Origin of the sequence: Ammoniphilus oxalaticus (assembly GCF_003609605.1) — a bacterium.
Taxonomy (GTDB): Bacteria; Bacillota; Bacilli; order Aneurinibacillales; family RAOX-1; genus Ammoniphilus; species Ammoniphilus oxalaticus.
In genome coordinates this window covers 138587-164732 of record NZ_MCHY01000011.1, presented here as the reverse complement: position 1 = coordinate 164732, position 26146 = coordinate 138587, and the positions used below count along the sequence as shown (strand labels likewise).

Below are 26146 nucleotides of genomic sequence, written 5' to 3'. Positions count from 1 at the left end.
ATTGATATGATAGAATATGCTTTATATTTTCCCATTAGAAAAAGAGGATCAACCATTTGGGGGAGGTATTATGAAGAGGACGATCGTGAAAGACATCAGTCAACACCTTGAATTTGATGTGGTCAGCGGTAATCAAGGGATTACACGCGAAATTAAGACGAGCAATATTCACCGTCCCGCCTTGGAATTGGCCGGGCATATTAATCTGAGTAAGCTCGATCGGGTGCAATTGTTGGGTGATTCGGAGGTTTCCTTTGTGAAAGGACTCGATCCCGCGCTTCGTCTGGAGCGGTTTCAACAACTTTGCGCGGAACATACACCTTGTGTGTGTATCTCTCGTGAATTAGAAATTCCGACAGAGTTGATTCAAGCCTCTAACGAATTCGGTGTGCCTGTCCTGTATTCCAATTTATCGACGACAAAACTATTTAGTAAGGTCGCCACGTTTTTAGAAGGAAGGTTGGCTCCAGTCACCACGATCCATGGCGTGCTCGTTGATGTTTATGGAATCGGCGTATTATTAATGGGCGGCAGCGGGATTGGCAAAAGTGAAACGGCTCTAGAATTGGTGAAAAGAGGGCATCGCTTGATCGCCGATGACGCTGTTGAAATACGGCAAACGCAAGAAAATCAGTTAATTGGAAATGCCCCTGAGTTGATCCAACATTTGCTCGAAATACGCGGCTTAGGAATTATCAATGTGATGACCTTATTTGGGGCTGGAGCAGTGCGCAATTTCAAACGGATCTCTCTCGTTATTAAGATGGAACTGTGGGATCAGGAAAGGCATTATGAACGTTTAGGGATTGACGAAGAGACCATGAAAATTATGGATACAGAACTCCCGCAAATTACGATCCCCGTTCGTCCAGGACGAAATATGGCCGTTATCTGTGAAGTGGCGGCGATGAATTTCCGTTTAAAACGGATGGGCTACAACGCTGCGGTACATTTTAGCCGAAGATTAACAGACACCATTGAAGAAGCGTCTGAAGAAATGTAGGGAAAGGGGAAAGTATGGATTCGATTACACCACTTAATCCCGTCGCTATTCAATTAGGGCCGATCCCGATTCATTGGTATGGCCTCATTTTAGGATCAGGAGCCCTGATTGGCTTACTGCTAGCGATGCGAGAGTCGAAGCGTTTCGAGTTAGATCCAGATGTATTTTTAGATTTAGTGATGTGGGGCGTTCCCATATCCATTATTTGCGCCCGCATTTATTACGTTGTTTTCGAATGGGACAATTATTACCGCCATCATCCTGGGGAAATTATTGCGATTTGGCAAGGCGGGATTGCGATTCATGGCGCGCTAATCGGGGCAATCCTGACGGGCATTGTTTTCTGTCGTAAAAGAGGACTCAGTTTTTGGCGAATCGCGGATTTTGCCGCTCCGAGTATCCTGATTGGTCAAGCGGTTGGACGTTGGGGTAACTTTATGAATCAGGAAGCATACGGCGGCCCGGTTTCTCGCGCTTTTTTGGAGTCGCTGCAATTACCAACTTTTATCATTGAACAAATGTACATTAAAGGGGCTTATCACCATCCTACGTTTTTATATGAATCGGTTTGGAATCTGCTTGGCGTCGGTCTGTTGCTGTTGTTGCGCAGAAAAGCGCCGTTACGTCGCGGGGAACTATTTTGTTCCTATTTAATCTGGTATTCGATCGGTCGCTTTTTCATTGAAGGGATGCGAACGGATAGCTTAATGGTGACGGATACGTTACGCGCCGCGCAAATGATCAGTGTCGCGATCATCGTGGTTGCGATTGGACTCTGGATTGGTCGAAGAAAAATGGGTTACGCGAAACTGAAATACGGAGAATAAAGGTGGTTTGCGTAAGTTGTTAAAATATGAAACGGTTCTGTTCGATCTGGATGGAACGTTAATCGATACGAATGAATTAATTATTACGACGTTTTTGCATGTGCTGGGGATCCATTTGCCAGGACAGTATACGCGCGATGATATTATTTCGCATATGGGGCAAACATTGGCCGAACAGATGGGTCGTTATGGCGGGGAAGAGTTGCGTGATACGTTAATTGAAGCGTATCGCGACTATAATTTGAAGATCCATGATGAGTATGTAAAAGAATTTGAGCGAGTGAATGACACGTTGGAACAATTGCAGTCATTGGGCGTGACGATGGGGATTGTCACTACTAAGCAAAGAAAAACAGCGGAGATGGGCGCCAAATTATTTGGGATTGATCAGTATATGAATGCCTTTGTCGCTTTTGAAAGCACTAAGAAACATAAACCGAATCCAGACCCCGTGTTGAAAGGGATCGAACTGACCGCTGCCGACCCGCAAACAACGATTATGATCGGCGATAGTCAATACGATATCCAGGCCGCTCAAGAGGCCGGTATTGATTCAGCAGGTGTGGCTTGGAGCATGAAAGGTCCTGATTTTCTAAAACAGTTCAATCCGACCTATATATTGAACGATATGGCGGATTTAATTCCGATTATAAAAGGAGAATAAGTCGATGCGTCGCACCGAACGTTACCCGATTAAGGGTCCCAATTCTTTATGGCAACTTTATAATACGATTGGCTTTTGGCGGGTATTCCTGAATACTCTTGTGATCGTAATCGGACGCTACACGCCGTTTCCAAGTTGGAAAAATTGGATGTATCGCGTGTTTCTAGGCATGAAAATTGGAGAACATACGGCGCTCGCTTTTTTAGTTCTTCCGGATATTTTGTACCCGGAGCGGATCACAATCGGCAATAATTCAATTATTGGCTATAATGCGACAATCATGACACACGAATACTTGATCGATGAATATCGAATTGGCGAAGTGCGGATTGGCTCAAACGTAATGATCGGGGCGAATGCGACGATTTTACCTGGTATCACGATCGGCGACGGGGCCGTCGTTGCCGCAGCTTCGCTCGTTTATCGAGATGTGCCTCCAGGCTCCCTTGTCGGCGGGAATCCCGCCAAGGTGATTCGTGAACGATATAAGGACACGGGTCATGCGTAAATTACTAAGATTCATGATTGTCACGGCGTTATGTTCATTGTTCCGTTTTTATCTTGGGGAAGACTCGATCAACTTTCTATGGTTTATTATCCTTTATCTCCCTGTGATCAATTGGTCCATATATGGGTTGATCATGTCCATTCGTAAGGGATTGAATCGCCTGAGGAAAGACGAATGGGTGACGGTCCCGCAAGCGCGGCTATTCTATGCGTGGTATCTGAATTTCCCCGGGGCGGCGGCATTGGCCGATCTCATCTATCGAGGATATGTTTTTCATAGTTAGTTAGACGAAAAGAGGCAACGGCCGAGGTAGTGTCGGTTTCGTTGCCTCTTTTTATGCCGCGCGGACGGGCCGTCGCTCGGGCGGGTGGCCTGTAAGGGTCTGCGCGTCCTTTACAACTGACGCTTCCTATAAAGTGTTCCGCGCGTAAGGGTCAATTGGACCTTTTCATCTTGTAGGCTGTTTTATCTTCAATTCTGCTCGCTGTTTTCGACTATCCCTTGCCCAAAAAAAATGCGTAACGGTTCAGGAGCTGGCCGTCCTTTTCGTGTGGACAGGTCCATCGTGACAGAGGTGACAAGGGCATCCGCGCACAACTCGCCGCGCTGGTTAATAATTTCTTGCTTAAGGACGTAACTGCTATTGCCCATTTTTTGCGGGGTCGTCTTCACGGTAAGTTTGTCGCCTTGCCGACACTCTTTGCGATAGTTAATGTTAATGTTGACCGTGACGGTTTGGATGCCCATCGTTTCAAAGGTTTCATACGTCAGTCCAGCCGCGTCATACCACGCTTCGCGCCCCCACTCTAAGTATTCCAAGTACTTTGCGTTATTGACGTGTCCGTTCACATCCAATTCGGTGGGACGGACGATAATGTTATCCAACGTAACTATTGACATTGAATCGCCTCCGTAGTCTGTTTTTTTAGAGTCATTATACTATGAAAAGGGGAAAAGAGGGGAGTATACTGGAAAAGCGGTCCCAAGCTCGTTCGTGAGAAACCTCACCGCGTTACTTGTTTGAATAAGATAGGCTAGCTACTATAAGGACTACATTGTTGTAAGGAGGTAACTTGATGGGTTTTTACAATATATTAAGCGACTACTATGATCAAATTTTCCCGCTTAATCAACAGCAAGCGCAGTTTATAAGCGAGCGCGCGGGAACGAATATTTTGGATGTGGCAGCTGGTAGCGGCAGTTTGGCGCTCGCCTTGGCCGAACAAGGATACACGGTGACCGCGACAGACCTCGAACCGAATATGACCAAGCAAATCAAACGTAAAAAAGAGCAGGCTCAGGTGGAGCTTGAGATTCGAACGATGGACATGCGTCAGTTGGACCAGTTACCATCAGGCGCTTTTGATACGATTATATGCCTAGGTAATTCGCTGGTCCACTTAGCTTCCGAAGGCGAAGTGGCTGATGTATTGGAAAAGGCGTTCAACTTGTTAAGCGAACGAGGTCGCTTAATTATCCAAATCGTCAATTACGACCGAATTATCGCCGATCGGGTTCAAGCTTTGCCGCCAATTGAGCGAGAACAAGTTCAATTTTACCGAACGTATGAATGGAAGGCGGCCAAATTGTTGTTCCAAGGTCGTTTGATTGTCACGGGCGATGATGGGCAATATCGAACTTTTGAACAAACGACCGAATTACTCCCCTTAAAGAAAGACGCGTTAGGGCGATTATTGGAAACGAGTGGCTTCCAGCAAATTGAGTGGTACGGCAATTTTAAAGCGGAAGCGTATCAATTAAATTCACCCGCAATGATCGCGGTGGCGCAACGGTAGGGGGACGAACCTGGCGTGATCATGACCGTTTCCTCTCGGAATTCATGGCGCATCGGTTGTGAAGGTGCCGCTCATGACCGTTTCCTCTCCGATTTCAGTCGTGATCCCCACCGCGAAGCGGCCATAATTGTCCGTCCATGCTTCGCCAGCCCTCTCCTTCCTTTACGAAATAGATGTATTGACTCAGTCGAAAGCATACAGTGTTAGAAAGGAGGGGGTAGCATGGGAAGCATTCGCATGCGGACATCGATACCGGGACAGAAGGCGCGGGAGCTGTTAAAAAGAAAGGAGCAATTCGTTGCTCAAGGTCCATTTAATACGGTGCTGTCTTTTGCGGCAAAAGGGGAAGGGGCGTTACTAACGGATGTTGACGGGAATACATTCATCGATTTTGCCGGGGCGATCGGTACGTTGAATGTTGGACATTGTCCACCGTCTGTGACGCAAGCGCTTAAGCAACAGCTCGATAACTATATCCATACGTGTTTTAATGTGATGATGTATGAGCCTTATGTGCAATTAGCCGAAGAGTTGGCGCGGATTACGCCTGGCGATTTTGCTAAAAAGACATTTCTCGCCAACAGCGGAGCGGAAGCGGTCGAAAATGCGGTCAAAATCGCTCGCAAGCACACGGGACGTAAAGGGATTATTTCTTTTGATCGGGGCTATCACGGTCGAACGTTGTTGACTATGTCGTTGACGAGTAAGGTGAAACCATATAAATATCAGTTTGGTCCATTCGCCCCAGAAACCTACCGCTTGGGCTATCCCTACTATTATCGAAAACCGAATGGAATGAGTGATGAACAGCTTGATCAACATCTTTTAGAGCAGTTGGAGCATTTCTTTTTGGCGGAGGCTCCAGCGGATGAAATTGCGGCGATCTTACTTGAACCCGTCCAAGGGGAAGGCGGTTTTATCGTTCCTTCAAAAACATTTATGCAAGGGTTAAAACAAATTTGCGAACAACACGGCATTTTATTTATCGCTGATGAGATCCAGACTGGATTTGCTCGAACAGGTTCCATGTTTGCGATGGAGCAGTTTGGGGTGGAACCTGACTTGATCACACTTTCTAAATCGCTTGGAGCAGGGATACCGATCAGCGCAGTCGTTGGTAAATCAGAAATTATGGATGCCCCGAACGTCGGTGAAATTGGGGGTACGTTTGCGGGCAGCCCGCTTGGTTGTGTTGCCGCATTGGAAGTAATCAAATTAATCGAACGGGATGGACTTATTGAACGATCGCAAGCAATTGGGCGAATCATGGATGAACGTTTCAAAACGTGGCAATCGAAATACCCGCAAGTCGGTGATGTTCGCGGTTTGGGAGCGATGCGAGCTTTGGAACTCGTTAAAGACCCGCAATCGAAACAACCCAATCGGGAAGCGGCCGCTCAGGTTGTTCAGACGGCGCAGCAGAAAGGCGTAATTTTATTGAGCGCGGGCTTGCATAGTAATGTGTTGCGGTTACTTCCGCCACTCGTGATTACAGATTCACAATTAATTGAGGGGCTGGACGTGATGGAACAAACATTGGATGTAGCATTAACATAGGAAAAGGGAGGCTCAAGTGAGCCTCCCTTTCACTTATTTCATTAGTAATTCGTACACATCATCATCTAACTTTTTCGCCTTTTCTGGATCGTATGTTTTTTCATAGGTCGGTTCTTGTGTAATTTTTGCGCCCCAGAACATGCTTTCGAATACTTGGTCTAGCTTTACCTCAATTTTTGCTAACCGCATGTTGATTCCTTCCATCGCATCTTCCAAAACGGTGGCGTCGCCAGTAATTGAGTAGACAGTCTCGTTTCCGATAAAGGCAAGTGAAACCCGCTTGTTCGCTTTGATGTTATCAACGATGCGAGAAGAACTTGATACCGAGATGCGGATCGTTTTGTTGTCTTTCATTTTCACCCAGGAGATCGCGGAAACGCTCGGTGTTTGGCTGTCAGCCTCAACTGTCGATAAAAAAATTAAACTTTCCCCGCTAAGATAGGGTTCCATTTCGGTAGAAATGGTTGTTTGTTGTTCCTTTGCTGCCATTTTAAAACCTCCTCTATATATTACTGCAGAATGATTGTCTGCAAAATAATCCCTTACTTGGATATTTTAAGATATGTAAACCGTTTAACGCAAATATGGACTGTTTTTAAAAGAATAGAATGCGTAAACGTGGTCGGCGGGAGACTACTTTTTTCGAACTAGCGGAAGTATAATCGGTTTGATTTCAAAAGGTTGACGCTATTTGGGAAACTGTGTTAAAATGCTAACAACAATAAACACTTTATCTTATTAGCAGGCTAAAGTAAGTAGAGTAAAAGAGGTGGATCGGCGTGAGCAAGCCGCTTAGTTTTGAGAAACCATTAGGGATGCGGGACTATCTCCCGGATCTGTTAGCGAAACAACGGGATATCGAATATAGAGTGAATCAATGTATGATGCGTTGGGGATATCAAGAAATTTTGACGCCGACGTTGGAATATTACGAGACGGTGGGCGAAGCAAGCGCCACGCTCGATAATCGCTTGTTTAAATTGTTGGACCGTCAAGGCCGAACATTAGTGATGAGACCGGATGTGACGACACCGATCGCCCGCGTTGTATCATCTTTACTAAAAGATGAACCGCGTCCGTTACGCTTGATGTATAATACGAGTGTGTTTCGGGCGCAACATCATGAAGCGGGACGCAATGCTGAATTTACGCAAAGCGGGGTCGAACTGATCGGGGATGAGACGATTGACGCTGATGCGGAAGTGATTGCGTTGGCATCAGAGGCATTGCGGGCTGCAGGTTTAGAGAAGTTCAAAATTGTTGTCGGACATGTTGGGTTTATCGAAGGATTATTGGAAGAAACCGTCCCGAAAGAAGAGGATCGAGTCAGGCTGAAAGAGCGGCTGCATCAATTTGATTATGTTGGGTTTCGGGAAGATGTGGACAACCTACCGATCGCTGCCACAGAGAAAGAACGTTTAATCGGTCTTTTGAAGTTGCGCGGCGGAATCAATCGTTTAGCGGATGCGGAAGCGTTGACGGTCAATGGTCGCGCGCGCGAAGCGGTCCGTAATTTGCAACAATTGTGGTTGGCTCTTGAAGCGTATGAAGTGACCGAATATATTATGTTTGATTTAAATTTGCTAAGCAGTTTGGATTATTATACAGGTATTTTGTTTGAGGGGTACGCCAAGGATCAAGGTTGGCCTGTGTGCGGCGGAGGACGGTATGATCAGTTGATTTCTCGTTTTGGCGTCGATAACCCGTCGACAGGCTTTGCGATTAAGATGGACCGTTTAATTGAAGCGTCGCCATTACAACCGCAATCGACAGAAAGAAAGATGTATATTATTTATGATCAGCAAACGAGGGCGCAGGCGATTCGTAAAGCGCGGGAGCTGCGCGGTGAAGCAATCGTCATCATGGGAACCGTCCCGCCCAGCGCGCCTGTGGATGGATTGATCGATCTCAGAGGAGGTGGAGTCGATGCCTAGATTGACCGTGGCAATGCCGAAGGGAAGAATTTTTGAAGAAGCGGTGGAGCTACTGCGTCGAGCGGGTTTGGCTATTCCGCCCGAATTTGAGGAGTCACGTAAGTTGATTATCCCTGTTGAAGAGGCGGGAATGGACTTTATTCTAGCAAAGCCTGTCGATGTGCCGACGTATGTTGAATATGGTGTCGCCGATATCGGTGTCGTTGGCAAAGATGTGTTGCTGGAAGAAGAACGCGATGTATATGAATTGCTCGATTTAAAGATTAGCGCCTGTCGGTTGTCTGTGGCGGGTCTGCCTGATTGGCAGCCAACAGACGCGCCGCGAGTAGCCACCAAATTTCCGAAATTAGCGTCGCGCTACTTCCGTGAACAAGGAGCTCAGGTCGAAATTATCAAGCTGAACGGTTCGATTGAGCTGGCCCCGTTAATTGGTTTGGCGGATCGGATTGTCGATATTGTATCGACGGGTCAAACGTTAAAAGATAACGGCTTAGTTGAGTTGGAAACGATCACCTCGATTACGAGCCGATTGATTGCCAATCGGGTTAGTTATCGGATGAAGAGCGAGGCCATTGATTTTATAATTGATAAATTTTCAACCGTGGTTCCGAAAGGAGTAGAAGTATGATCAAGATCGTCAACGCCGCTCACTTCTCTACAAAAAGAGATGTCGACACAGGAACAGAAACTCAGCGCCAAGCCGTACTATCTATCATAAGCGCTGTAAAGGAAACAGGAGATCAGGCTGTCTTTTCCTTTACAGAACAGTTTGATCGTGTTCGCTTAGAGCAGCTGGCTGTGACCGAACAGGAACGGAACAACGCGCTTGATGAGGTGTCCTCGCAAGTGCGGGAAGCGTTAGAAGCGGCTGCCATTAATATTCGACGTTTTCATGAAAAACAAGCGCGTCAATCGTGGATCGAAACCTCACCGACAGGAACGATGCTTGGTCAGTTGGTGCGTCCATTGCAACGGGTCGGGATTTATGTTCCTGGCGGCACGGCGGCTTATCCTTCATCAGTACTGATGAACGCGATTCCCGCTCAAGTTGCGGGTGTGAAAGAAATTGTGATGGTGACGCCCCCGAATCAAGAAGGTCGCATTGATCCGGGGGTGCTTACCGCCGCGAAAATTGCGGGTGTAACTGAAATTTTCAAAGTTGGTGGAGCGCAAGCGATCGCAGCCCTCGCGTACGGGACAAAGACCATCCGATCAGTTGATAAAATTGTCGGGCCCGGTAACATTTATGTTGCCCTGGCGAAACGTGAGGTGTTCGGTCTTGTTGACATTGATATGGTCGCTGGACCAAGTGAAATTGTTGTATTAGCTGATGAACTGGCGAATCCAGCCTATATCGCGGCCGATCTGTTGTCGCAAGCGGAACATGATCCGATGGCATCGGCCGTGTTGGTCACACCGTCAAAAGAGTTAGCGGCGCAGACGCAAATTGAATTGGAGCAGCAACTCGCCAATTTGCCGCGTCGAGAAATTGCTGAAGCTTCGATTCGGGATTATGGAGCGATCTGTCTCGTTGAGGATTTGGAAGAAGGGATCAAAGTCGTTAACGAGCTTGCGCCTGAACATCTCGAAGTGATGATCGAGCATCCGTTTGAGCAGCTAGGCAAAATTGAGAATGCAGGCGCGATCTTTCTTGGCGAATACAGTTCAGAGCCAGTTGGAGACTATTTTGCGGGGCCGAACCACGTACTTCCGACGAATGGCACCGCTCGTTTTTCATCCCCGTTAAATGTGGATGACTTCATTAAAAAATCGAGTTTAATTTCATATAGTAAGCAAGATTTACTTGAACATGGACCGAAAATTATCGCTATGGCTGAATCGGAAGGATTAACCGCCCATGCTCGAGCGATCGAATTGCGGTTGAAGAAAGAAAGGGGTAACTAAAAGATGCGTAGCAGTCAAATTAGTCGTAAAACAACGGAAACGAGTGTTGAATTAAGTTTTTCGATCGATGGGGAAGGGAAGACAGAGATTGATACAGGCGTTCCTTTTTTAGATCATATGTTAGATTTATTTACGAAACACGGGCAGTTTGACTTAACCGTAAAAGCGGTTGGCGATATCGAGATCGACTACCACCATACAGTGGAAGATGTCGCGATCTGTTTAGGAAACGTATTGCGTGAGGCGCTCGGCGATAAAAAGGGAATCAAGCGGTACGGAAATTCATTCGTTCCAATGGATGAAACGTTGGCTCAAGTGGTGATTGATTTAAGCAATCGGCCCCATTTGGAATACCGGGCCTCTTATCCAAGCCAACAGGTGGGTCAATTCCCGACCGAATTGGTTCATGAATTTATGTCCAAACTTGCCTTGGAAGCGCGTATGAATTTACATATCATTCTTCATTACGGCATGAATACGCATCACATGATCGAGGCGATTTTCAAAGCGTTGGGACGAGCCTTAGATGAGGCGGTGACGATCGATCCGCGCGTCAAAGGTGTGCCGTCGACAAAAGGACTACTGTAAAAGGGTCGAGGAGGGATTTTAGCATGAGTGAATTTATCATCTATCCGGCGATCGATATTCGCGGCGGAAAATGTGTGCGGTTGTTTCAGGGAGATTATGATCAAGAAACAGTGTATGGCGATTCTCCAGTCGATATGGCAAAACAGTGGGAACAGCAGGGCGCCGCTTGGATCCATGTCGTTGACTTGGATGGAGCTAAGGCGGGGGCGCCTGTCAATGATGAGGCGATCTTGGAAATGGCGCGGACGGTCAACGTTCCCATTCAAGTTGGCGGGGGAATTCGAACGATGGAACATGCGCGTAAGTATTTGGATGGCGGAGTTGCCCGCGTTATTTTAGGAACCTCTGCGATTCAAGATCGACCGTTTGCTGAAGAAGCGTTGGCGACCTTTGGCGGCTCGAAAATCGTGATCGGCATTGATGCTCGCGAAGGGTATGTGGCGACGCACGGCTGGTTGGAAACATCGGAAGTGAAAGCGGACACGTTGGCTCGCGAGTTAGCTAAAAAAGGGGCGGAGGTGTTCATTTACACCGACATCGCCCGCGATGGCACACTGGAAGGACCAAATATTAAAGGAAACCTTGAACTGGCGCGTGAAGCGAATGTGACGGTAATTGCTTCGGGCGGAGTCAGCAAGATGGAGGACCTGAAACAATTGGCTCCCCACGCGGCGGACGGGATTAGCGGTGTGATCGTCGGTAAAGCGCTCTATATGGACCGTTTTACACTTGCTGATGCGTTAAAAGAAGTCGAGGTGAACTAGGATGGGCACGAAACGAATCATCCCTTGTCTCGATGTGAAAGATGGACGCGTTGTAAAAGGGGTTAGCTTTGTCGGCTTGCGTGACGCGGGTGATCCTGTCGAACTGGCGGAACTGTATAGTCGCGAGGGGGCCGATGAGCTTGTCCTGCTGGATATATCCGCATCGCAGGAAGGACGAGCTACCATGGTTGACGTCATCCGAGCGGCGGCTGAAAAATTGACGATTCCGTTAACTGTCGGCGGCGGGATAAATAGTGTCGAAGATATGCGACGCGTTCTGCAAGCGGGAGCTAACAAGGTGTCGATGAATACGTCAGCAGCTGCCAATCCTGAGTTGATTAGCGAAGGGGCCCAAGCCTTTGGTTCTGCGGCGATTGTCGTTGCGATTGACGCCAGTTGGAATGAACAACGGCAAGCATGGGATGTGTACACACATGGCGGGCGTACGCAAAGTGGTTTAGACGCGGTTGAATGGGCCAAACAGGCAGAATCGTTTGGGGCGGGCGAAATTTTACTAACGAGCATGAACGCCGACGGGCATAAAGACGGTTTTGATATTGGTTTAACGCGGGCGATTGCGGAAGCGGTTCAAATCCCTGTAATCGCCTCGGGCGGAGCAGGAAATGCGGACCATTTCCTAGCCGCTTTTACAGAAGGCAAAGCGGCTGCAGGCTTGGCCGCCTCGATCTTTCATTATAAAGAAGTAACGATTCGGGACGTGAAGCGGTTTCTTAAGGAGAAAGGAGTCGAGGTTCGCGATGAAAGTTGATTGGGAGAAAATAAAATTTGATGAGAGCGGCTTAATTCCGACTGTCGTGCAGGACGCGCAAAGTAAAGAAGTGCTGATGATGGCCTATATGAATAAGGAGTCGCTTCAGAAAACAATCGAAAGCGGGCAAACATGGTTTTGGAGTCGTTCGCGACAACAATTGTGGCATAAGGGAGCGACATCAGGGAATACGCAACAAGTGAACAACATCGCCCTCGATTGCGATGGGGATACGTTGTTGATTAAAGTGGAACCTGCCGGTCCAGCCTGCCACGAAAACACGTACAGTTGCTTTCGGTCGCTTAATGGTGAATCCGAGCCAATGGGATCAGATCGTTTTAATATCATAGCGAACCTTGAAACATTGATCGCCAAGCGACATGCCGAGCGGCCCGAAGGGGCGTACACAACGTATTTGTTTGAGGAAGGCGTCGATAAAATTTTGAAGAAGGTTGGGGAGGAAGCGAGTGAAGTGATCATTGCCGCCAAAAATCGGGATCATGATGAACTTCGCTATGAGACAAGTGACTTAATTTACCATTTGCTCGTCTTGCTGCGTGAACAACAGCTTTCTTTCGACGAAGTATTAAACGAACTATCGAAACGATTCGAATCTTAAAGAGATCCAGCGAGGGTCTCTTTTTTTTGCCTCCAAGCGAGCATCAAATAATTTCCAAATCTTTTTATTAACTGTAAATATGATATACTGGAACTATCAAATGGGATGTGAGGAGTCAACATGTCTTCAAATATTATATCGTTAAAATTGACAGCCGACTTTTTTGCGGAAAGAGCGAATCGTTCCCTCGACCGCTATAATTATTCCAAGGCATTGCGCTACTTTAAACGCGCGGGAGAGATGGAACCGAAAAACCCAAGTCATCTATGCAATATGGCGGGGGTGCTCGGACACCTTGGAAAGTTTTCAGAGTCTAATGAAATTTTAATGAATGTTTTAAAAAAATTCGATGATAATGCTGCGGAATGCCATTATTATTTGGCCTGTAACTATGTATATATGGATTTGCTAGAGCAAGCGGAGGAACACGCCTATCTTTATTTGCGCAAAGATCCGAAAGGGCGCTTTGCCAAAGATGCGGTTGAAATTTTGGAGTATGTCGCTCAAGATTTGAATCATCCTCCTTTAACAGAAGATTTAAACTTGGAAGAGGATGAAAAGACGATTCTCCACGAACAAGCGAGAACGATGATGGAGGAAGGAAGATTTCAGCAGGCGGAAAAATTGTTATCGCAATTACTAGAGGATCATCCTGATTTTATTGCCGCTAGAAACAACCTTTCGCTTTGTTATTACTATAAAGGGGAGATTGAGAAGGCGCATCAAATGATCCGATCCGTATTGGAGCAGGATCCTTGCAATATCCATGCGCTGTGCAACTTAGCGATCCTTTATTATCAACAACAGGAATTAGAAGAACTGAGCGCGTTGCTAAAAGAGTTGCGTAAGATCATACCGCTTCAATATGACCAAGCCTATAAACTAGGCATTACGCTTGGTGTGTTAGGCGAGCATGACGCCGCTTACCAACTGTTCAAAAAAATGTCCGCGTATGCCTGGCGGCTCGATTTTCATTTGTACCACTATTGCGCGGTTTCAGCATTTAATCTTGGCCGCTACCAAGAGGCGAAGAAATATTGGAAGTGGGTGCAGCGCGAAGATCCCGAGTCGCCGATTGCGCCTTACTATTTGGATTGGATTGAGAGTGGGCAGACGCATAGGGAAGCGCCCTATTATTATCAAGTTCCCCATCATTATCAGGAATCAAAGAAAAAAGAAGCTTTGCAAGATAGCATGGAACGCGACCCGTTCATTCGTTCTTCTTTCCTGTGGGCTTTGCGGCATGGGGATCGGGAAACGAAATTACAAGTGCTGCAAGCGTTTGAATGGTTAGGGGATCAAGAGGTAATTGAAGCGCTGAAAGAGTTTGTAGCTGATCCTGAACAAGAGGACGATCTGAAACAGATGGCTAACTTTGTGCTAGGCACGTTAGGCTATGCAGGTTCTAATCAACCTACAATTCGCTGGCGATCCAGTTGGAAAGAGGTGGTTAATTGTTTGCGTGATCGGTTAACGGGTGAGGAGCAGGAAGCGGCTCAACAGTTGTGGACGGAATTTATCCAAGCGCGTTATCCAAATGTGCCGATCATTCGCAAGCCAAAAGCGTGGGCGGCGGCGCTTGAATATTTGATTACGCCGACCTCGTATAAAGAACTGGCGCAAAGCTATAGTGTCAGCGCTCAAACTGTGAAGAAAAACGTGGATACGATTCGCGAAAAATAAGAAAAAATCAAGGAACCTGCGTTGTACAGGTTCCTTGTTATTTGGAATAATTATAGATATAAAGTATACTAACATGACAGCTATTTAATTGAGAAAGGATGGTTGGATGATGGAATCGAAAGTGTACGATGTGATTATTGTCGGGGCCGGGCCCGCAGGGTTAACGGCAGCCGTTTATACAGCGAGAGCAAATATGTCTACCTTATTGTTAGAGAGAGGGATGCCAGGCGGACAGATGGCAAATACAGAAGCGATTGAAAATTATCCTGGTTATGAATCAATCCTTGGACCTGATTTGTCGACGAAAATGTATGATCACGCGACCAAACTTGGCGCTGAATATGCTTACGGGGACATATCAGGGGTGGAGAACAGTTATCCGTACAAAAAAGTGTTCGTTGGCGATCAGGAATATTTAGCAAAATCGTTGATTATTTGCACAGGGGCTGAACATCGATTGTTAGGCGCTCCAGGTGAAAAGGAATTTACCGGTCGCGGCGTTTCGTATTGCGCGGTTTGTGACGGAGCGTTCTTCCGTGAGAAGGAACTGGTTGTCATCGGCGGAGGGGACTCGGCGGTGGAAGAAGCGATTTTCTTAACCCGTTTTGCCTCGAAAGTAACGATCATTCATCGTCGCGATGAGTTCCGCGCCCAGAAGATCATCCAAGACCGCGCCTTTGAGAATCCAAAGATCGAGGTGATCTGGGATTCTGTCGTTAAGGAAATCAAAGGAGATTCAAAAGTAAGCGGTGTTTTGATTGAAGATGTAAAAACCGGCGAGCAAACAGAATATGCTTGTGATGGAGCGTTTATCTATGTGGGAATGGATCCGTTAACAAAGCCATTTGAAAACTTAGCGATTACGAACGAAGCGGGCTATATTTTGACCGATGAAAATATGAAAACAGAAGTGGATGGGGTTTTTGCCGCGGGTGATGTTCGAGAAAAGCTATTGCGGCAAATCGTAACAGCGACAGGTGACGGCGGAATCGCCGCGCAAAGCGCCCAGATTTATGTCGAAGACTTAGAAGAAAAGTTAAAAGAAGAGCAAACTAATTAAAAATTGAGACAATTCTTGAGTACAAAGGCGTGATTCAGTGGAATCACGCTGCTTTTTTTTATAGTAGATGGTAAAATAGAATTTATGGAAAAGGATTGAGGTGGCAAGTCATGTCGGAACAGATCAATCTTCTTATAATTACAGGGATGTCGGGAGCGGGAAAAACGGTTGCCGTGCAAAGTTTAGAGGATTTAGGCTTCTTTTGTGTGGATAATTTACCGCCGCAATTGATCCCTAAATTCGCCGAATTAATTGAACAGTCGGGCGGAAGGATAAAAAAGGTTGCCCTTGTCATTGACCTGCGCGGTCGCGAATTTTTTGACACGCTATCCGACGCGCTTTCGCAGTTAGAGGAAATGCAACACATTCATCATCAAATCTTATTTTTAGATTCATCCAATCAAATTCTTGTGCAGCGCTATAAAGAAACGAGACGACGTCACCCGCTTGCCCCAGAGGGGCTTCCATTGGAAGGGATTGAAGCGGAACGGAAAATGCTAGAGGAACTGAAAGGGAGAGCAAACCTAATCGTTGATTCCAGTCAATTAAAGCCCGTTCAGTTAAAAGAAAAAATAGCGAGTTATTTTTCAACAATAGAAACTAAGATGATCGTTAACATTACTTCTTTCGGTTTTAAATATGGGATTCCGATTGATGCGGATCTTGTCTTTGATGTACGGTTTTTGCCAAACCCGCATTATATCGATGAATTGCGGCCAAAGACAGGGCTCGAATCAGAAGTTTCTGATTATGTTTTTCAGTGGGATCAATCAATTGAATTTCTCGAGAAATTAGATGATTTTATCGGTTACACGCTGCCGCATTACCAGCGGGAAGGGAAAAGCCAACTCGTGATTGGAATCGGTTGCACTGGTGGAAAACACCGCTCTGTCTCCATCGTCGAGCATCTTGGTCAGAAGTTTAAAGAAAACTATATTACGAGGGTAAGTCACCGCGATATTGAAAGAGATCGTCGCTCGTAATAAGAGTGAGGTGTCAGAGATGGAAAGGGTCGCCGAGCTTGAAGGAGAACAGCTTAAAAAGGTCGTCGTGATCGGCGGAGGAACTGGCTTGTCTGTGCTTGTGCGCGGATTGAAGGAAAAACCAATGGATATTACCGCTATCGTCACAGTCGCTGATGACGGCGGTAGTTCAGGGCGTCTGCGCGAAGAATTATCCATGCCGCCGCCAGGCGACATTCGCAACGTAATCGTTGCCTTAGCGGATACAGAACCTTTGCTGGCGAGTTTGTTTCAACATCGTTTTTCCTCTGGAGCGGGTTTAGCGGGGCATAGTTTAGGCAATTTATTTATTGCCGCGATGAAAGAAATTACAGGTGATTTTGTGACGGCTGTCAAAGAAATTAGCCGTGTTTTAGCAGTGCGCGGACAAGTTTTGCCCGCCGCGAATCAAGCGATTATTTTAAATGCGGAGATGGAAGACGGCACGATCGTCTCTGGTGAATCGCAAATCCCGAAAACGGGCAAGAAAATCAAGCGTGTTTTTTTAGAGCCCAAAGACGTTGATCCGCTTGAAGAGGCAATCGAGGCGATTTATCAAGCGGATTTGATCTTGCTCGGTCCGGGCAGTTTATATACGAGTATTTTACCTAATTTACTCGTGCCGGGAATTTCACGGGCAGTGAAAGATGCGTCTGCGAAGAAAGCTTACATTTGTAACGTCATGACTCAACCAGGCGAAACAGACCATTATGACGCGGCTGATCATGTGAACGCCTTGTATAATCATGTCGGCGCCGATTTGTTCCAAACGATTATCGTGAACAACGCGCAAATTCCGAGTGCTGTGTTGGCCAGGTACAAAGAAAAAGGAGCTTTGCCCGTTGCGTATCATCCGGAAAGGTTAAGCCGCTTTGGTTTTGAGATCATTGAGGACAATTTTGTGATCTATGAAACTTACCTGCGTCATAACGCATTAAAGGTAGGGGATGCGATCATGGGACTCCTTGAGTCGAAGTGAGGTGACTGATCATTGTCTTTTGCAGCCTTAACCAAAAAAGAACTAACGCAATTGGATCGAACGCCGTGCTGTTCACAAGCGGAGTTGGCGGCGTTGATCCGTATGAATGGAAGCATTCGGTTTGGTAACGGGCGTTTTTTGCTCGATATCGTCACGGAAAATGCGGCGATTGCTCGGCGCATCTATACCCTTTTAAAAGAGCAATTTGACATTCATCTGGAACTGCTGGCTCGTAAAAAGATGCAATTAAAGAAGAATAACGTTTATATCGTGCGTCTATCGACAGGGGCCCAGGATATTCTCGAGTCTCTACAAATTTATCGCGATGGGACGATCACCCAAGGAATTCCAACGGAAACGATTCAGAAAGATTGTTGTCAACGGGCTTATTTAAGAGGAGCGTTTCTGGCGGGAGGTTCTGTCAATCATCCTGAATCAAATAGTTACCACTTAGAGATTTTTACAATCTATCAGCAGCATTGTAAAGATTTAAAAGCGTTGACGAATCGTTTTAGGTTAAATGCTCGGTATATTGAGCGAAAAAAAGGGTTCGTGATGTACTTAAAAGAAGGCGAAAAAATTACTGAATTTCTTAGTTTGATTGGAGCCCATCAGGCTTTGCTGTATTTTGAAGACGTGCGAATTGTCAGGGACATGCGCAATTCGGTGAATCGTCTCGTTAATTGTGAAACCGCCAATCTAAATAAGACGGTTACAGCAGCAATGAAACACATTGAAAACATTAAATTGATTGAGCGAAAAATGGGCTTAGAAAAACTACCCGATAAGCTTCGGGAAGTGGCGGAAGCGCGCATGAAACATACGGATCTAAATTTATCCGAGCTTGGCGAAGTGATTCCGAGCGGGAAAATTAGTAAATCGGGCATTAACCATCGTCTGAGAAAACTAAATGAAATCGCTAACAAATTAAAAGAACACCCTTCTTTATGATATAATAAATCCATAGGAAACGAAGGGAATGGGAGGAATGAACGTGGCTCGCGAACTTACGACAGTTAGGTTGAGAACAGGCTTGCAAGCACGCCCAGCAGCATTCTTTGTCCAAGAAGCAAATAAATATACAGCGGATGTTTTTGTAGAAAAAGGGAGTAAGAAGGTTAATGCTAAGAGCATCATGGGGATCATGAGTCTAGCGGTGCGGACGGGAACCGAAATCGCGATCTCCGCGGAAGGAACTGACGCTAGTGAAGCGGTCGCTAGTTTGAAAGCGCTTGTAGAAAAAGAAGAAGTGTAAGAGGGGCCCCCTGAACAGGGCTCTTTTTTCTGCCTGCCATAACAATAAAACAAGCCGCCCGCAGGCGACTTGTTTATTTTTTCTGTTGTTCAATATTTTGGATAACATCGTCAATCAATCCATAGTCTTTCGCTTCCGCGGCGCTCATAAAGTTATCGCGATCCGTGTCTTGCTCTAACCGTTCTTTCGGTTGACCTGTACGTTCGGCCATGATCGAGTTAAGATGATCACGCATACGAATGATGCGTTTCGCGCTGATTTCAATATCGCTTGCTTGCCCTTGCGCCCCGCCTAATGGCTGGTGGATCATCACTTCGCTATTTGGAAGAGCAAAGCGCTTGCCCTTCGTCCCCGCGCAAAGCAGAAAGGCCCCCATGCTTGCGGCCATTCCAATACAGATCGTCGATACATCAGGCTTAATGAATTGCATCGTATCATAAATCGCCATGCCCGCAGTAATTGAACCGCCAGGACTATTTATGTACAGATTGATATCTTTATCTGGGTCCTCCGCCGCCAAAAATAACAGCTGAGCGACAACGCTATTCGCTACAACATCATTAATCGGCGTACCAAGGAAGATAATCCGATCCTTCAGTAATCGAGAATAAATATCATAAGCTCGTTCTCCACGATTGGTTTGTTCGATGACGGTAGGTACTAACATCAAAGATCCTCCTCTCAGTTTTTAGGCGCTATTGTATTAATTACACGCTTACATCTACATAGTACATGAAATAAAGCTGAAGGTCAATGAAGGTCAAAATAATTTATTTCCAGTCCCTTACTATATTCACATTTGGACCCTATTTTATACTTCGCCGACAATAACGCAAAAAAAATCCACCGAACCGATTCGGTGGGATGGATAAGATAGGAGTGGAGAGAAACCTGAACAATGGTATCAGGATTAGGTTAAGTATAGCTCACATAGAAAGCGTTTTCAATTACAAACATTCTTCAAAATACCTCACTTTTTGACAAGAGGCTACGTTCGATTTGCCGCGGCATTAGTGGAATGTCTGCGCATATAAATAGACAGACAAAAATAGTTGAACGTGATGAAAGAGGGGACAACCACGTGCAAATGGGTTACGGTTTCTTTCAGGAGCAGAGCATGAAATTGGCGATGACCGCGGAATTAAGACAGGCAATTGCGATCTTACAGTTGTCTGCCGCTGATCTTGTTGATTTTATCCATCAACAGATGAATGAAAATCCAGCCCTGGAGCCAATCCATATAGAGCTAACCTCTAGAGAAGATCTTTCCGAACATCTTTCGGAAACTAATTTTGAATGGTCGGATTATATTCGGGCCCGCGCTCAAGGGGACTACAGCGCTTCGGCTGTTCGCTCAATCGACAATGAATTTGATCCGTTAGAACGGGTAGCGGACCAAACGCAATCGCTCGAAAGTGAGTTGCTTGGGCAACTCGCGGGAATTCAATCACTTGACGCCAGATTACAAACTGTTTGCGCCTGCCTAGTTGGAAATCTAGATGAAAAAGGGTACCTAGATTTGACGGTTGAACAACTAGCTGTTGCTTGTCAGGTTGAACTTAAAGAGGCAAGAAAGGCCTTGGGGATTGTGCAAAGTTTAGAGCCGCATGGGATCGGAGCCAGAAATTTAAAAGAATGTTTAATGATCCAGTTATCGGTAAAAGGAATGGGAGAAAGCCTTGCTTATCAGATTGTCAAAAATCATATTCAAGCATTAGCGGATGGAAAAATGCAGCAAATTGCGACGAGTCTAAAAGTGAGCTTGCAACAAGTCCAAGCAGCCATCGACCAGATCCGTGACTTGGACCCGCGACCCGGTTTACGTTACGAACGTTTTATTTCCCACTATATCATTCCGGATGTATTTGTTGATCGCGCGGCAAATGAATGGATCATTTCGGTCAATGACCGCTTTGCGGCTCATCTGAAGATTAGCGAAAATTACCGAACAATTAGTCGGCAAGAACAAGAGGTCCGCCACTATATGCGAGAAAAACTGCGCGATGCTCGCTGGTTAATTAAAAGCATCGAACAACGCAACTTGACGCTCTATCGCGTAACGGAAGCGATCGTTCATACCCAGCGATCGTTCTTTGAAAAGGGAGTCGCTTTTTTAAAGCCGATGACACTTAAAGAAATTGCGGAGGTGATCGGGGCTCATGAATCGACCGTTAGTCGGGCGACGGATCACAAGTACGCGCAAACGCCTCGCGGTATCTTTCCGCTAAAATACTTCTTTTCATCTGGCGTGTCGACAATACGCGGCGAGATGACCTCATCGGAGAGTGTCAAAGCAAAGTTAAGCGCGTGGATTAAGAAAGAGGACGGGAGCCGACCGCTATCCGACCAAAAATTGAGTGACCGTTTGAATGCGGAAGGCATCTCGATTTCACGCAGAACAGTGGCAAAATACCGGGAGCAACTCGGTATTTTGCCTTCCGCAAAAAGAAAGAGATACCGTTGATTGAACAACAGGCTTCTAATTTAGAAATTAGGGCTTGTTCTGGGGGGCTAGCGGCACCTGACAAGACTCCGCGACGTAAACTGCCTCGTATCGAACGAATGGATGAATCGATCCTGCATCATACTAATGGTTGTATTAAACCAACGTGTGAAAATGAAGTATAATGAGGTAGAGTATGGTGGGAAATTGAGGGAGGAATTTGAATGGTGAGAATCGGGATTAACGGGTTTGGTCGAATCGGTAGAAATGTGTTTCGAGCCGCCTTAGCGTATCCAAATATAGAAATTGTTGCAGTTAATGATCTAACGGACGCAAAATCGTTAGCTCATCTCTTAAAATATGATACTGTTCATGGTAAGCTAAACACGGATGTAAAAGTGGACGGCGATACGATTATTGTGGATGGAAAAAAATTAACGGTGTTTGCCGAACGTGATCCAGCTCAACTGGATTGGGGTAAGCTTGGCGTTGATATTGTTTTAGAAAGCACAGGACGTTTTACAAAACGCGAAGATGCGGCAAAACATCTGGAGGCGGGAGCGAAACGCGTAATTATTTCGGCTCCGGGCACAGATGTTGATATTACAGTCGTGTTAGGCGTAAATGAAGAGCAGTACGATCCGCAAAACCATCGGATCATTTCAAACGCATCATGCACAACCAACTGTTTGGCTCCTTTTGCGAAAGTGTTGCATGATCAGTTCGGGATTCGGCGCGGATTGATGACGACGGTGCATTCCTATACAAATGACCAACAAATTTTAGACTTGCCGCATAAAGATTTACGTCGGGCTCGGGCCGCTGCTGAAAATATTATTCCAACATCGACGGGCGCGGCGAAGGCGGTTGGAATCGTGTTGCCTGAGCTAAAAGGAAAGTTAAACGGATTTGCGATTCGTGTGCCGACTCCGAATGTATCGGTCGTTGATTTGGTCGCGGAACTAGAGCGAGATGTGACGGTAGAAGAAGTAAACGGCGCTTTTCGCGAAGCGGCTGAAGGTCCGTTGCAAGGCATTTTAGGGTATACGGAGGAACCGCTTGTTTCAAGTGATTTTAACGGGGATTCGGCCTCTTCTACAATCGATGCTCTATCGACAATGGTTCTTGAAGGGAACCTCGTAAAAGTCATTTCATGGTATGATAACGAATGGGGTTATTCGAATCGGGTGCTTGATTTAGCGGAATTTATTGCCAAAAAGGGCTTGGAACAGTAAAATAAAAGAGGTCAAACATAAAAAAGGGAGACAGGGCTTCTCCCTTTTCGGTATGTAAAGAGGAGGCTAGGGGCTTGATCTTGAAAAAAACGGTTCGCGATGTGGATGTATCAGGGAAGAAAGTGTTTTGTCGGGTTGATTTTAATGTACCGATGAATAATGGACAGATCACAGACGATACTCGGATTCGAGCCGCATTGCCAACAATTCAATACTTAATTGAACAAGGGGCAAAGGTGATCCTTGCTAGTCATTTGGGTCGTCCGAAAGGACAGATCAACGAAGGGCTGCGTCTGACGGCAGTGGCAAAAAGGTTGTCGGATTGTTTAAATAAGCCCGTTCAAAAAGCAAATGAAGTGATTGGAGAAGCTGTAAAGAAGCAAGTGAACGAGCTGCAAAACGGCGATGTCTTGCTGCTAGAGAACGTCCGTTTTCTGCCAGGTGAAGAACAAAATGATCCACAACTGGCGCGGCAATTTGCTGACTTAGCAGATCTGTTTGTACATGACGCATTTGGGGCCGCTCATCGAGCGCATGCTTCGACAGAAGGAATTGGGCATTATTTGCCTGCTGTCTCGGGTTTCCTGATGGAAAAAGAAATTCAATTTTTAGGAAGCGCGTTAAGCCATCCAACCCGCCCCTTTACAGCCATTATTGGCGGCGCCAAAGTAAAGGATAAAATTGGCGTAATTGAAAGTTTGTTAGATAAAGTGGATCATTTGATTATTGGCGGCGGTCTTGCCAATACGTTTATAAAAGCTCTTGGACACGAGATTGGAGCTTCTTTATTAGAAGAGGACAAAGTTTCATTGGCCGCTTCTTTCATCTCCCAAGCGAAACAAAAAGGTGTTAAATTTTATATTCCAACTGACGTTGTGGTCGCGGATCGATTCGCCGATGACGCCGAAACGCAGATTGTGTCAGTCGATGCGATTCCTCCAGGCTGGCAGGCGCTCGATATTGGTCCAGATACCGCTGAAACGTATCGGCAAGTTATTGCCGCTTCAAAAACGGTCGTTTGGAATGGGCCGATGGGTGTGTTTGAAATGCCAACCTTTATGAAAGGAACAGAAGCAATCGCCCAAGCTATGGCGGAAGTGAACGGAACGACGATTATCGGTGGCGGAGATTCGGTGGCTGCCGTGGAGAAAACGGGAGTAGCTGAAAAGATGTCGCATATTTCTACAGGTGGCGGCGCTTCCTTGGAGTACATGGAAGGCAAGCAATTGCCAGGTGTCACGATATTGCAGGATAAGTAGGTGTAGAGATGAGAAAACCGATTATTGCGGGGAACTGGAAAATGTTTAAAACAATTGCGGAGGCGGACTCATTTGTTCAACACCTTCCTGTCGTAGAACAGGAAGTGGATGTTGTCGTTTGCGCTCCATTCACTGCTTTGTTTAGCTTAACCGAACCTTTACGCGCTAAAAACATCGCGCTTGGCGCTCAAAATGTTCACTGGGAATCGGAAGGGGCTTTTACGGGAGAGGTTAGCCCAGGGATGTTAGCTGAAATTGGCGTAAAGTACGTTATTATTGGTCATTCGGAGCGTCGCGCGTATTTCAATGAAACGGATGAAACGGTCAACCGTAAAGTTCGGTCCGCGTTGGATGCGCGGTTAATGCCAATTGTTTGCGTCGGCGAAAATTTGTCTGTGCGCGAAGCGGGGCAAACATCGACGATCGTCAACGGGCAAATTACAGCTGCTTTAAGTGAACTGAGCGCTGAACAGTTGAATCAAATCGTGATTGCATATGAGCCGATATGGGCGATTGGCACAGGGCAGACAGCAACAGCTGAAGAAGCTAACGAAGTGATTAAGGCGATCCGCGGATGTATAGCCGAGCAATTCGGTTCACAATGGGCCGAACAGGTTCGAATTCAATATGGCGGTAGCGTCAACCCACAAAATATTCAAGGTTTTATGTCACAATCTGATATTGATGGGGCTCTTGTCGGAGGGGCGAGTCTTACGCCTGATTCGTTTATAGCCTTAGTTAAAGGAGCTGCGGAATGAATAAACCCAAACCCGTCGCTTTGATTATTTTGGATGGTTTCGGAATGCGAGAAGAAACGGATGGGAATGCGGTTTATCATGCGGAGAAACCGAATTTTGATCGTTTGTGGCAAAGATATCCGCATACATTAATCGGCGCTAGCGGCAAGGCGGTCGGTTTGCCGGAAGGTCAAATGGGCAATTCCGAGGTAGGCCATTTAAACTTAGGCGCTGGCAGAGTCGTTTACCAAGACTTCACCCGGGTAAGCAGTGATATTCAGGCGGGCTCTTTTTTTGCTAACCAGACGTTGCTAGGAGCAATGAAACATGTGAAGCAAAAAGGCACAAAGCTGCACCTGTATGGTCTACTATCAGATGGAGGCGTACATAGTCATATCGACCATCTATTTGCGTTATTAGAGTTGGCGAAAAAAGAGCAGGTTGAACGCGTGTTTGTGCATGCGTTTTTAGATGGACGCGATGTAGCGCCAGGCACAGCGCTTCAATACATTCAACGCGCAAACGATAAAATGAAGCAATTGGGTGTTGGGGCGTTTGCGACTGTGCAAGGTCGATATTACGCAATGGATCGAGACAAACGCTGGGAACGAACGGAAAAATCTTATCGAGCGATGGTTTATGGGGAAGGCCCTAAATACGAAGATCCGTTGCAAGCAGTTAAGGAATCATATGACAAAAGTGTGTATGATGAGTTTGTGATGCCGACGGTCATTGCGAACGAACGAGGGGAACCGAGCGGTCTAGTGGAAGATCACGATGGGGTTATCTTTTTTAATTTCCGACCGGATCGGGCCATTCAAATTTCGCTGGCCTACACAAACGAAGATTTTCGCGGTTTTGATCGCGGCGAACGAGTCCCAAAAGAATTGTATTATGTCTGCTTAACAAAATTTAGTGAGTCTGTGAATGGTTTTGTCGCCTACAAGCCGACGGACTTGGATAATACGTTAGGAGAAGTATTGCAACAAAATAAACTAAAGCAACTACGCATTGCTGAAACCGAAAAATACCCGCATGTCACGTTTTTCTTTTCGGGTGGCAGAGAACAAGAGTTTGAAGGTGAAACGAGGGTGTTAATTAACTCACCCAAAAACGTGCCGACCTATGATCTCAAACCGGAAATGAGCGCCTATGAAGTGACAGAAGCGGCTTTGCAAGAGATCGAAAAACGAGTTCATGATGTTATTATTCTCAATTTCGCCAATTGTGATATGGTTGGCCATTCCGGAAAAATGGAACCGACTGTACGAGCGGTGGAGACCGTTGATGAATGCATGGGGAAAGTAGTCGACGCGATTGTTGCCCAAGGCGGGGTCGCTCTCGTTACCGCAGATCATGGAAATGCGGACTGGATGATCGATGAGACTGGAAAACCTGTTACGTCGCATAGCACGTGTCCCGTTCCGTTGATCGTTACAAAAGATGGAGTCGAACTGCGCGAGGACGGGATTTTAGCCGATTTAGCGCCGACCATTTTAAAACTACTTAATATCAAACAACCGACAGAAATGACGGGAAAACCAATATTTTAACTAAATC

Annotated in this window: 28 protein-coding genes; 25 read left to right on the top strand and 3 right to left on the bottom strand. The window is 46.2% G+C overall.

The annotated features are described in order from the left end of the window. Window positions 1-70: 70 nt before the first annotated feature. The 5 genes from hprK to BEP19_RS15985 are packed head-to-tail and all read left to right on the top strand — an operon-like array spanning window position 71 to window position 3285. Window positions 71-1003 carry an HPr(Ser) kinase/phosphatase gene (gene hprK, locus BEP19_RS16005; RefSeq protein ID WP_120190934.1) on the top strand — a complete coding sequence of 311 codons (933 nt, stop codon included), beginning with the start codon at window positions 71-73 and terminating at the stop codon, window positions 1001-1003. Between the two features lie 14 nt (window positions 1004-1017). Beyond that, window positions 1018-1830: a prolipoprotein diacylglyceryl transferase gene (gene lgt, locus BEP19_RS16000; RefSeq protein ID WP_120190933.1), complete on the top strand. Its 813-nt coding sequence runs from the start codon at window positions 1018-1020 to the stop codon at window positions 1828-1830. A 16-nt stretch (window positions 1831-1846) separates the two neighbouring features. Next, entirely contained in the window at window positions 1847-2494 is a 648-nt protein-coding gene (gene ppaX / locus BEP19_RS15995) for a pyrophosphatase PpaX (RefSeq protein ID WP_170145404.1), read from the top strand. A gap of 4 nt (window positions 2495-2498) precedes the next feature. Then, window positions 2499-3002 carry an acyltransferase gene (locus BEP19_RS15990; protein ID WP_120190931.1) on the top strand — a complete coding sequence of 168 codons (504 nt, stop codon included), beginning with the start codon at window positions 2499-2501 and terminating at the stop codon, window positions 3000-3002. Beyond that, a complete protein-coding gene (locus tag BEP19_RS15985; protein ID WP_120190930.1) occupies window positions 2995-3285 on the top strand; it encodes a hypothetical protein in 291 nt (96 codons plus the stop codon). Before BEP19_RS15990 ends, BEP19_RS15985 begins: the two co-directional genes overlap by 8 nt. Window positions 3286-3473: 188 nt before the next feature. Here the strand turns inward: BEP19_RS15985 and BEP19_RS15980 are convergent, their stop codons facing one another. Then, a complete protein-coding gene (locus BEP19_RS15980) occupies window positions 3474-3902 on the bottom strand; it encodes an acyl-CoA thioesterase (protein ID WP_211329371.1) in 429 nt (142 codons plus the stop codon). Window positions 3903-4078: 176 nt separating this feature from the next. On the opposite strand from BEP19_RS15980, the gene BEP19_RS15975 reads away from it, so the two are divergent. Both BEP19_RS15975 and gabT read left to right on the top strand, forming a co-directional pair. Beyond that, window positions 4079-4798: a class I SAM-dependent methyltransferase gene (locus tag BEP19_RS15975; RefSeq protein ID WP_120190929.1), complete on the top strand. Its 720-nt coding sequence runs from the start codon at window positions 4079-4081 to the stop codon at window positions 4796-4798. Between the two features lie 222 nt (window positions 4799-5020). Beyond that, complete coding sequence (gabT, locus tag BEP19_RS15970) at window positions 5021-6355, top strand: 4-aminobutyrate--2-oxoglutarate transaminase (RefSeq protein WP_120190928.1); 1335 nt, start codon at window positions 5021-5023, stop codon at window positions 6353-6355. Window positions 6356-6388: 33 nt separating this feature from the next. Here the strand turns inward: gabT and BEP19_RS15965 are convergent, their stop codons facing one another. Next, on the bottom strand, window positions 6389-6844 hold the full coding sequence (locus BEP19_RS15965; RefSeq protein WP_120190927.1) for a pyridoxamine 5'-phosphate oxidase family protein: 456 nt from the start codon (window positions 6842-6844) through the stop codon (window positions 6389-6391). A 290-nt stretch (window positions 6845-7134) separates the two neighbouring features. On the opposite strand from BEP19_RS15965, the gene BEP19_RS15960 reads away from it, so the two are divergent. From BEP19_RS15960 to BEP19_RS15900, 13 genes are all read left to right on the top strand, one after another. Continuing rightward, the gene (locus tag BEP19_RS15960; RefSeq protein ID WP_120190926.1) at window positions 7135-8289 is read left to right on the top strand and encodes an ATP phosphoribosyltransferase regulatory subunit; all 1155 of its coding nucleotides are present in this window, start codon (window positions 7135-7137) and stop codon (window positions 8287-8289) included. Continuing rightward, window positions 8282-8917 (top strand): ATP phosphoribosyltransferase, encoded by a 636-nt coding sequence (hisG, locus tag BEP19_RS15955; protein WP_120190925.1) that lies wholly within the window; start codon window positions 8282-8284, stop codon window positions 8915-8917. Before BEP19_RS15960 ends, hisG begins: the two co-directional genes overlap by 8 nt. Further along, window positions 8914-10194 carry a histidinol dehydrogenase gene (hisD, locus tag BEP19_RS15950; RefSeq protein ID WP_211329370.1) on the top strand — a complete coding sequence of 427 codons (1281 nt, stop codon included), beginning with the start codon at window positions 8914-8916 and terminating at the stop codon, window positions 10192-10194. The genes hisG and hisD overlap by 4 nt, the downstream gene beginning before the upstream one ends. Window positions 10195-10197: 3 nt before the next feature. Then, window positions 10198-10782 (top strand): imidazoleglycerol-phosphate dehydratase HisB, encoded by a 585-nt coding sequence (hisB, locus tag BEP19_RS15945; RefSeq protein ID WP_120190924.1) that lies wholly within the window; start codon window positions 10198-10200, stop codon window positions 10780-10782. A 23-nt stretch (window positions 10783-10805) separates the two neighbouring features. Beyond that, window positions 10806-11546, top strand: a complete 741-nt coding sequence (hisA, locus tag BEP19_RS15940; protein WP_120190923.1) for a 1-(5-phosphoribosyl)-5-[(5-phosphoribosylamino)methylideneamino]imidazole-4-carboxamide isomerase — start codon at window positions 10806-10808, stop codon at window positions 11544-11546. 1 nt (window position 11547) lies between these two features. Continuing rightward, on the top strand, window positions 11548-12315 hold the full coding sequence (gene hisF / locus BEP19_RS15935) for an imidazole glycerol phosphate synthase subunit HisF (protein WP_120190922.1): 768 nt from the start codon (window positions 11548-11550) through the stop codon (window positions 12313-12315). Beyond that, window positions 12305-12934, top strand: coding sequence for a bifunctional phosphoribosyl-AMP cyclohydrolase/phosphoribosyl-ATP diphosphatase HisIE (gene hisIE / locus BEP19_RS15930; RefSeq protein ID WP_120190921.1), 630 nt, complete (start codon window positions 12305-12307; stop codon window positions 12932-12934). The genes hisF and hisIE overlap by 11 nt, the downstream gene beginning before the upstream one ends. Window positions 12935-13054: 120 nt before the next feature. Beyond that, window positions 13055-14617, top strand: coding sequence for a tetratricopeptide repeat protein (locus BEP19_RS15925; RefSeq protein ID WP_120190920.1), 1563 nt, complete (start codon window positions 13055-13057; stop codon window positions 14615-14617). A 106-nt stretch (window positions 14618-14723) separates the two neighbouring features. Continuing rightward, a complete protein-coding gene (gene trxB, locus BEP19_RS15920) occupies window positions 14724-15677 on the top strand; it encodes a thioredoxin-disulfide reductase (protein ID WP_120190919.1) in 954 nt (317 codons plus the stop codon). A gap of 110 nt (window positions 15678-15787) precedes the next feature. Continuing rightward, complete coding sequence (gene rapZ, locus BEP19_RS15915; RefSeq protein ID WP_120190918.1) at window positions 15788-16660, top strand: RNase adapter RapZ; 873 nt, start codon at window positions 15788-15790, stop codon at window positions 16658-16660. Window positions 16661-16679: 19 nt separating this feature from the next. Further along, a complete protein-coding gene (locus BEP19_RS15910; RefSeq protein WP_120190917.1) occupies window positions 16680-17657 on the top strand; it encodes a gluconeogenesis factor YvcK family protein in 978 nt (325 codons plus the stop codon). Between the two features lie 12 nt (window positions 17658-17669). Beyond that, window positions 17670-18608 (top strand): DNA-binding protein WhiA, encoded by a 939-nt coding sequence (whiA, locus tag BEP19_RS15905; RefSeq protein ID WP_120190916.1) that lies wholly within the window; start codon window positions 17670-17672, stop codon window positions 18606-18608. Between the two features lie 43 nt (window positions 18609-18651). After that, on the top strand, window positions 18652-18912 hold the full coding sequence (locus BEP19_RS15900; RefSeq protein WP_425452794.1) for an HPr family phosphocarrier protein: 261 nt from the start codon (window positions 18652-18654) through the stop codon (window positions 18910-18912). A 73-nt stretch (window positions 18913-18985) separates the two neighbouring features. On the opposite strand, the gene clpP is transcribed toward BEP19_RS15900, so the two are convergent. Further along, a complete protein-coding gene (gene clpP / locus BEP19_RS15895) occupies window positions 18986-19579 on the bottom strand; it encodes an ATP-dependent Clp endopeptidase proteolytic subunit ClpP (RefSeq protein WP_120190915.1) in 594 nt (197 codons plus the stop codon). Window positions 19580-19999: 420 nt separating this feature from the next. On the opposite strand from clpP, the gene rpoN reads away from it, so the two are divergent. The 5 genes from rpoN to gpmI all read left to right on the top strand — a co-directional run bounded on the left by rpoN (window position 20000) and on the right by gpmI (window position 26139). Then, a complete protein-coding gene (gene rpoN, locus BEP19_RS15890; protein ID WP_245983656.1) occupies window positions 20000-21376 on the top strand; it encodes an RNA polymerase factor sigma-54 in 1377 nt (458 codons plus the stop codon). 203 nt (window positions 21377-21579) lie between these two features. Further along, window positions 21580-22590 carry a type I glyceraldehyde-3-phosphate dehydrogenase gene (gene gap / locus BEP19_RS15885; protein WP_120190913.1) on the top strand — a complete coding sequence of 337 codons (1011 nt, stop codon included), beginning with the start codon at window positions 21580-21582 and terminating at the stop codon, window positions 22588-22590. A gap of 77 nt (window positions 22591-22667) precedes the next feature. Next, on the top strand, window positions 22668-23849 hold the full coding sequence (locus tag BEP19_RS15880; protein WP_120190996.1) for a phosphoglycerate kinase: 1182 nt from the start codon (window positions 22668-22670) through the stop codon (window positions 23847-23849). Window positions 23850-23857: 8 nt separating this feature from the next. Next, window positions 23858-24607, top strand: coding sequence for a triose-phosphate isomerase (gene tpiA / locus BEP19_RS15875; protein ID WP_120190912.1), 750 nt, complete (start codon window positions 23858-23860; stop codon window positions 24605-24607). Further along, entirely contained in the window at window positions 24604-26139 is a 1536-nt protein-coding gene (gpmI, locus tag BEP19_RS15870; protein ID WP_120190911.1) for a 2,3-bisphosphoglycerate-independent phosphoglycerate mutase, read from the top strand. Before tpiA ends, gpmI begins: the two co-directional genes overlap by 4 nt. The last annotated feature ends 7 nt before the right edge of the window (window positions 26140-26146 follow it).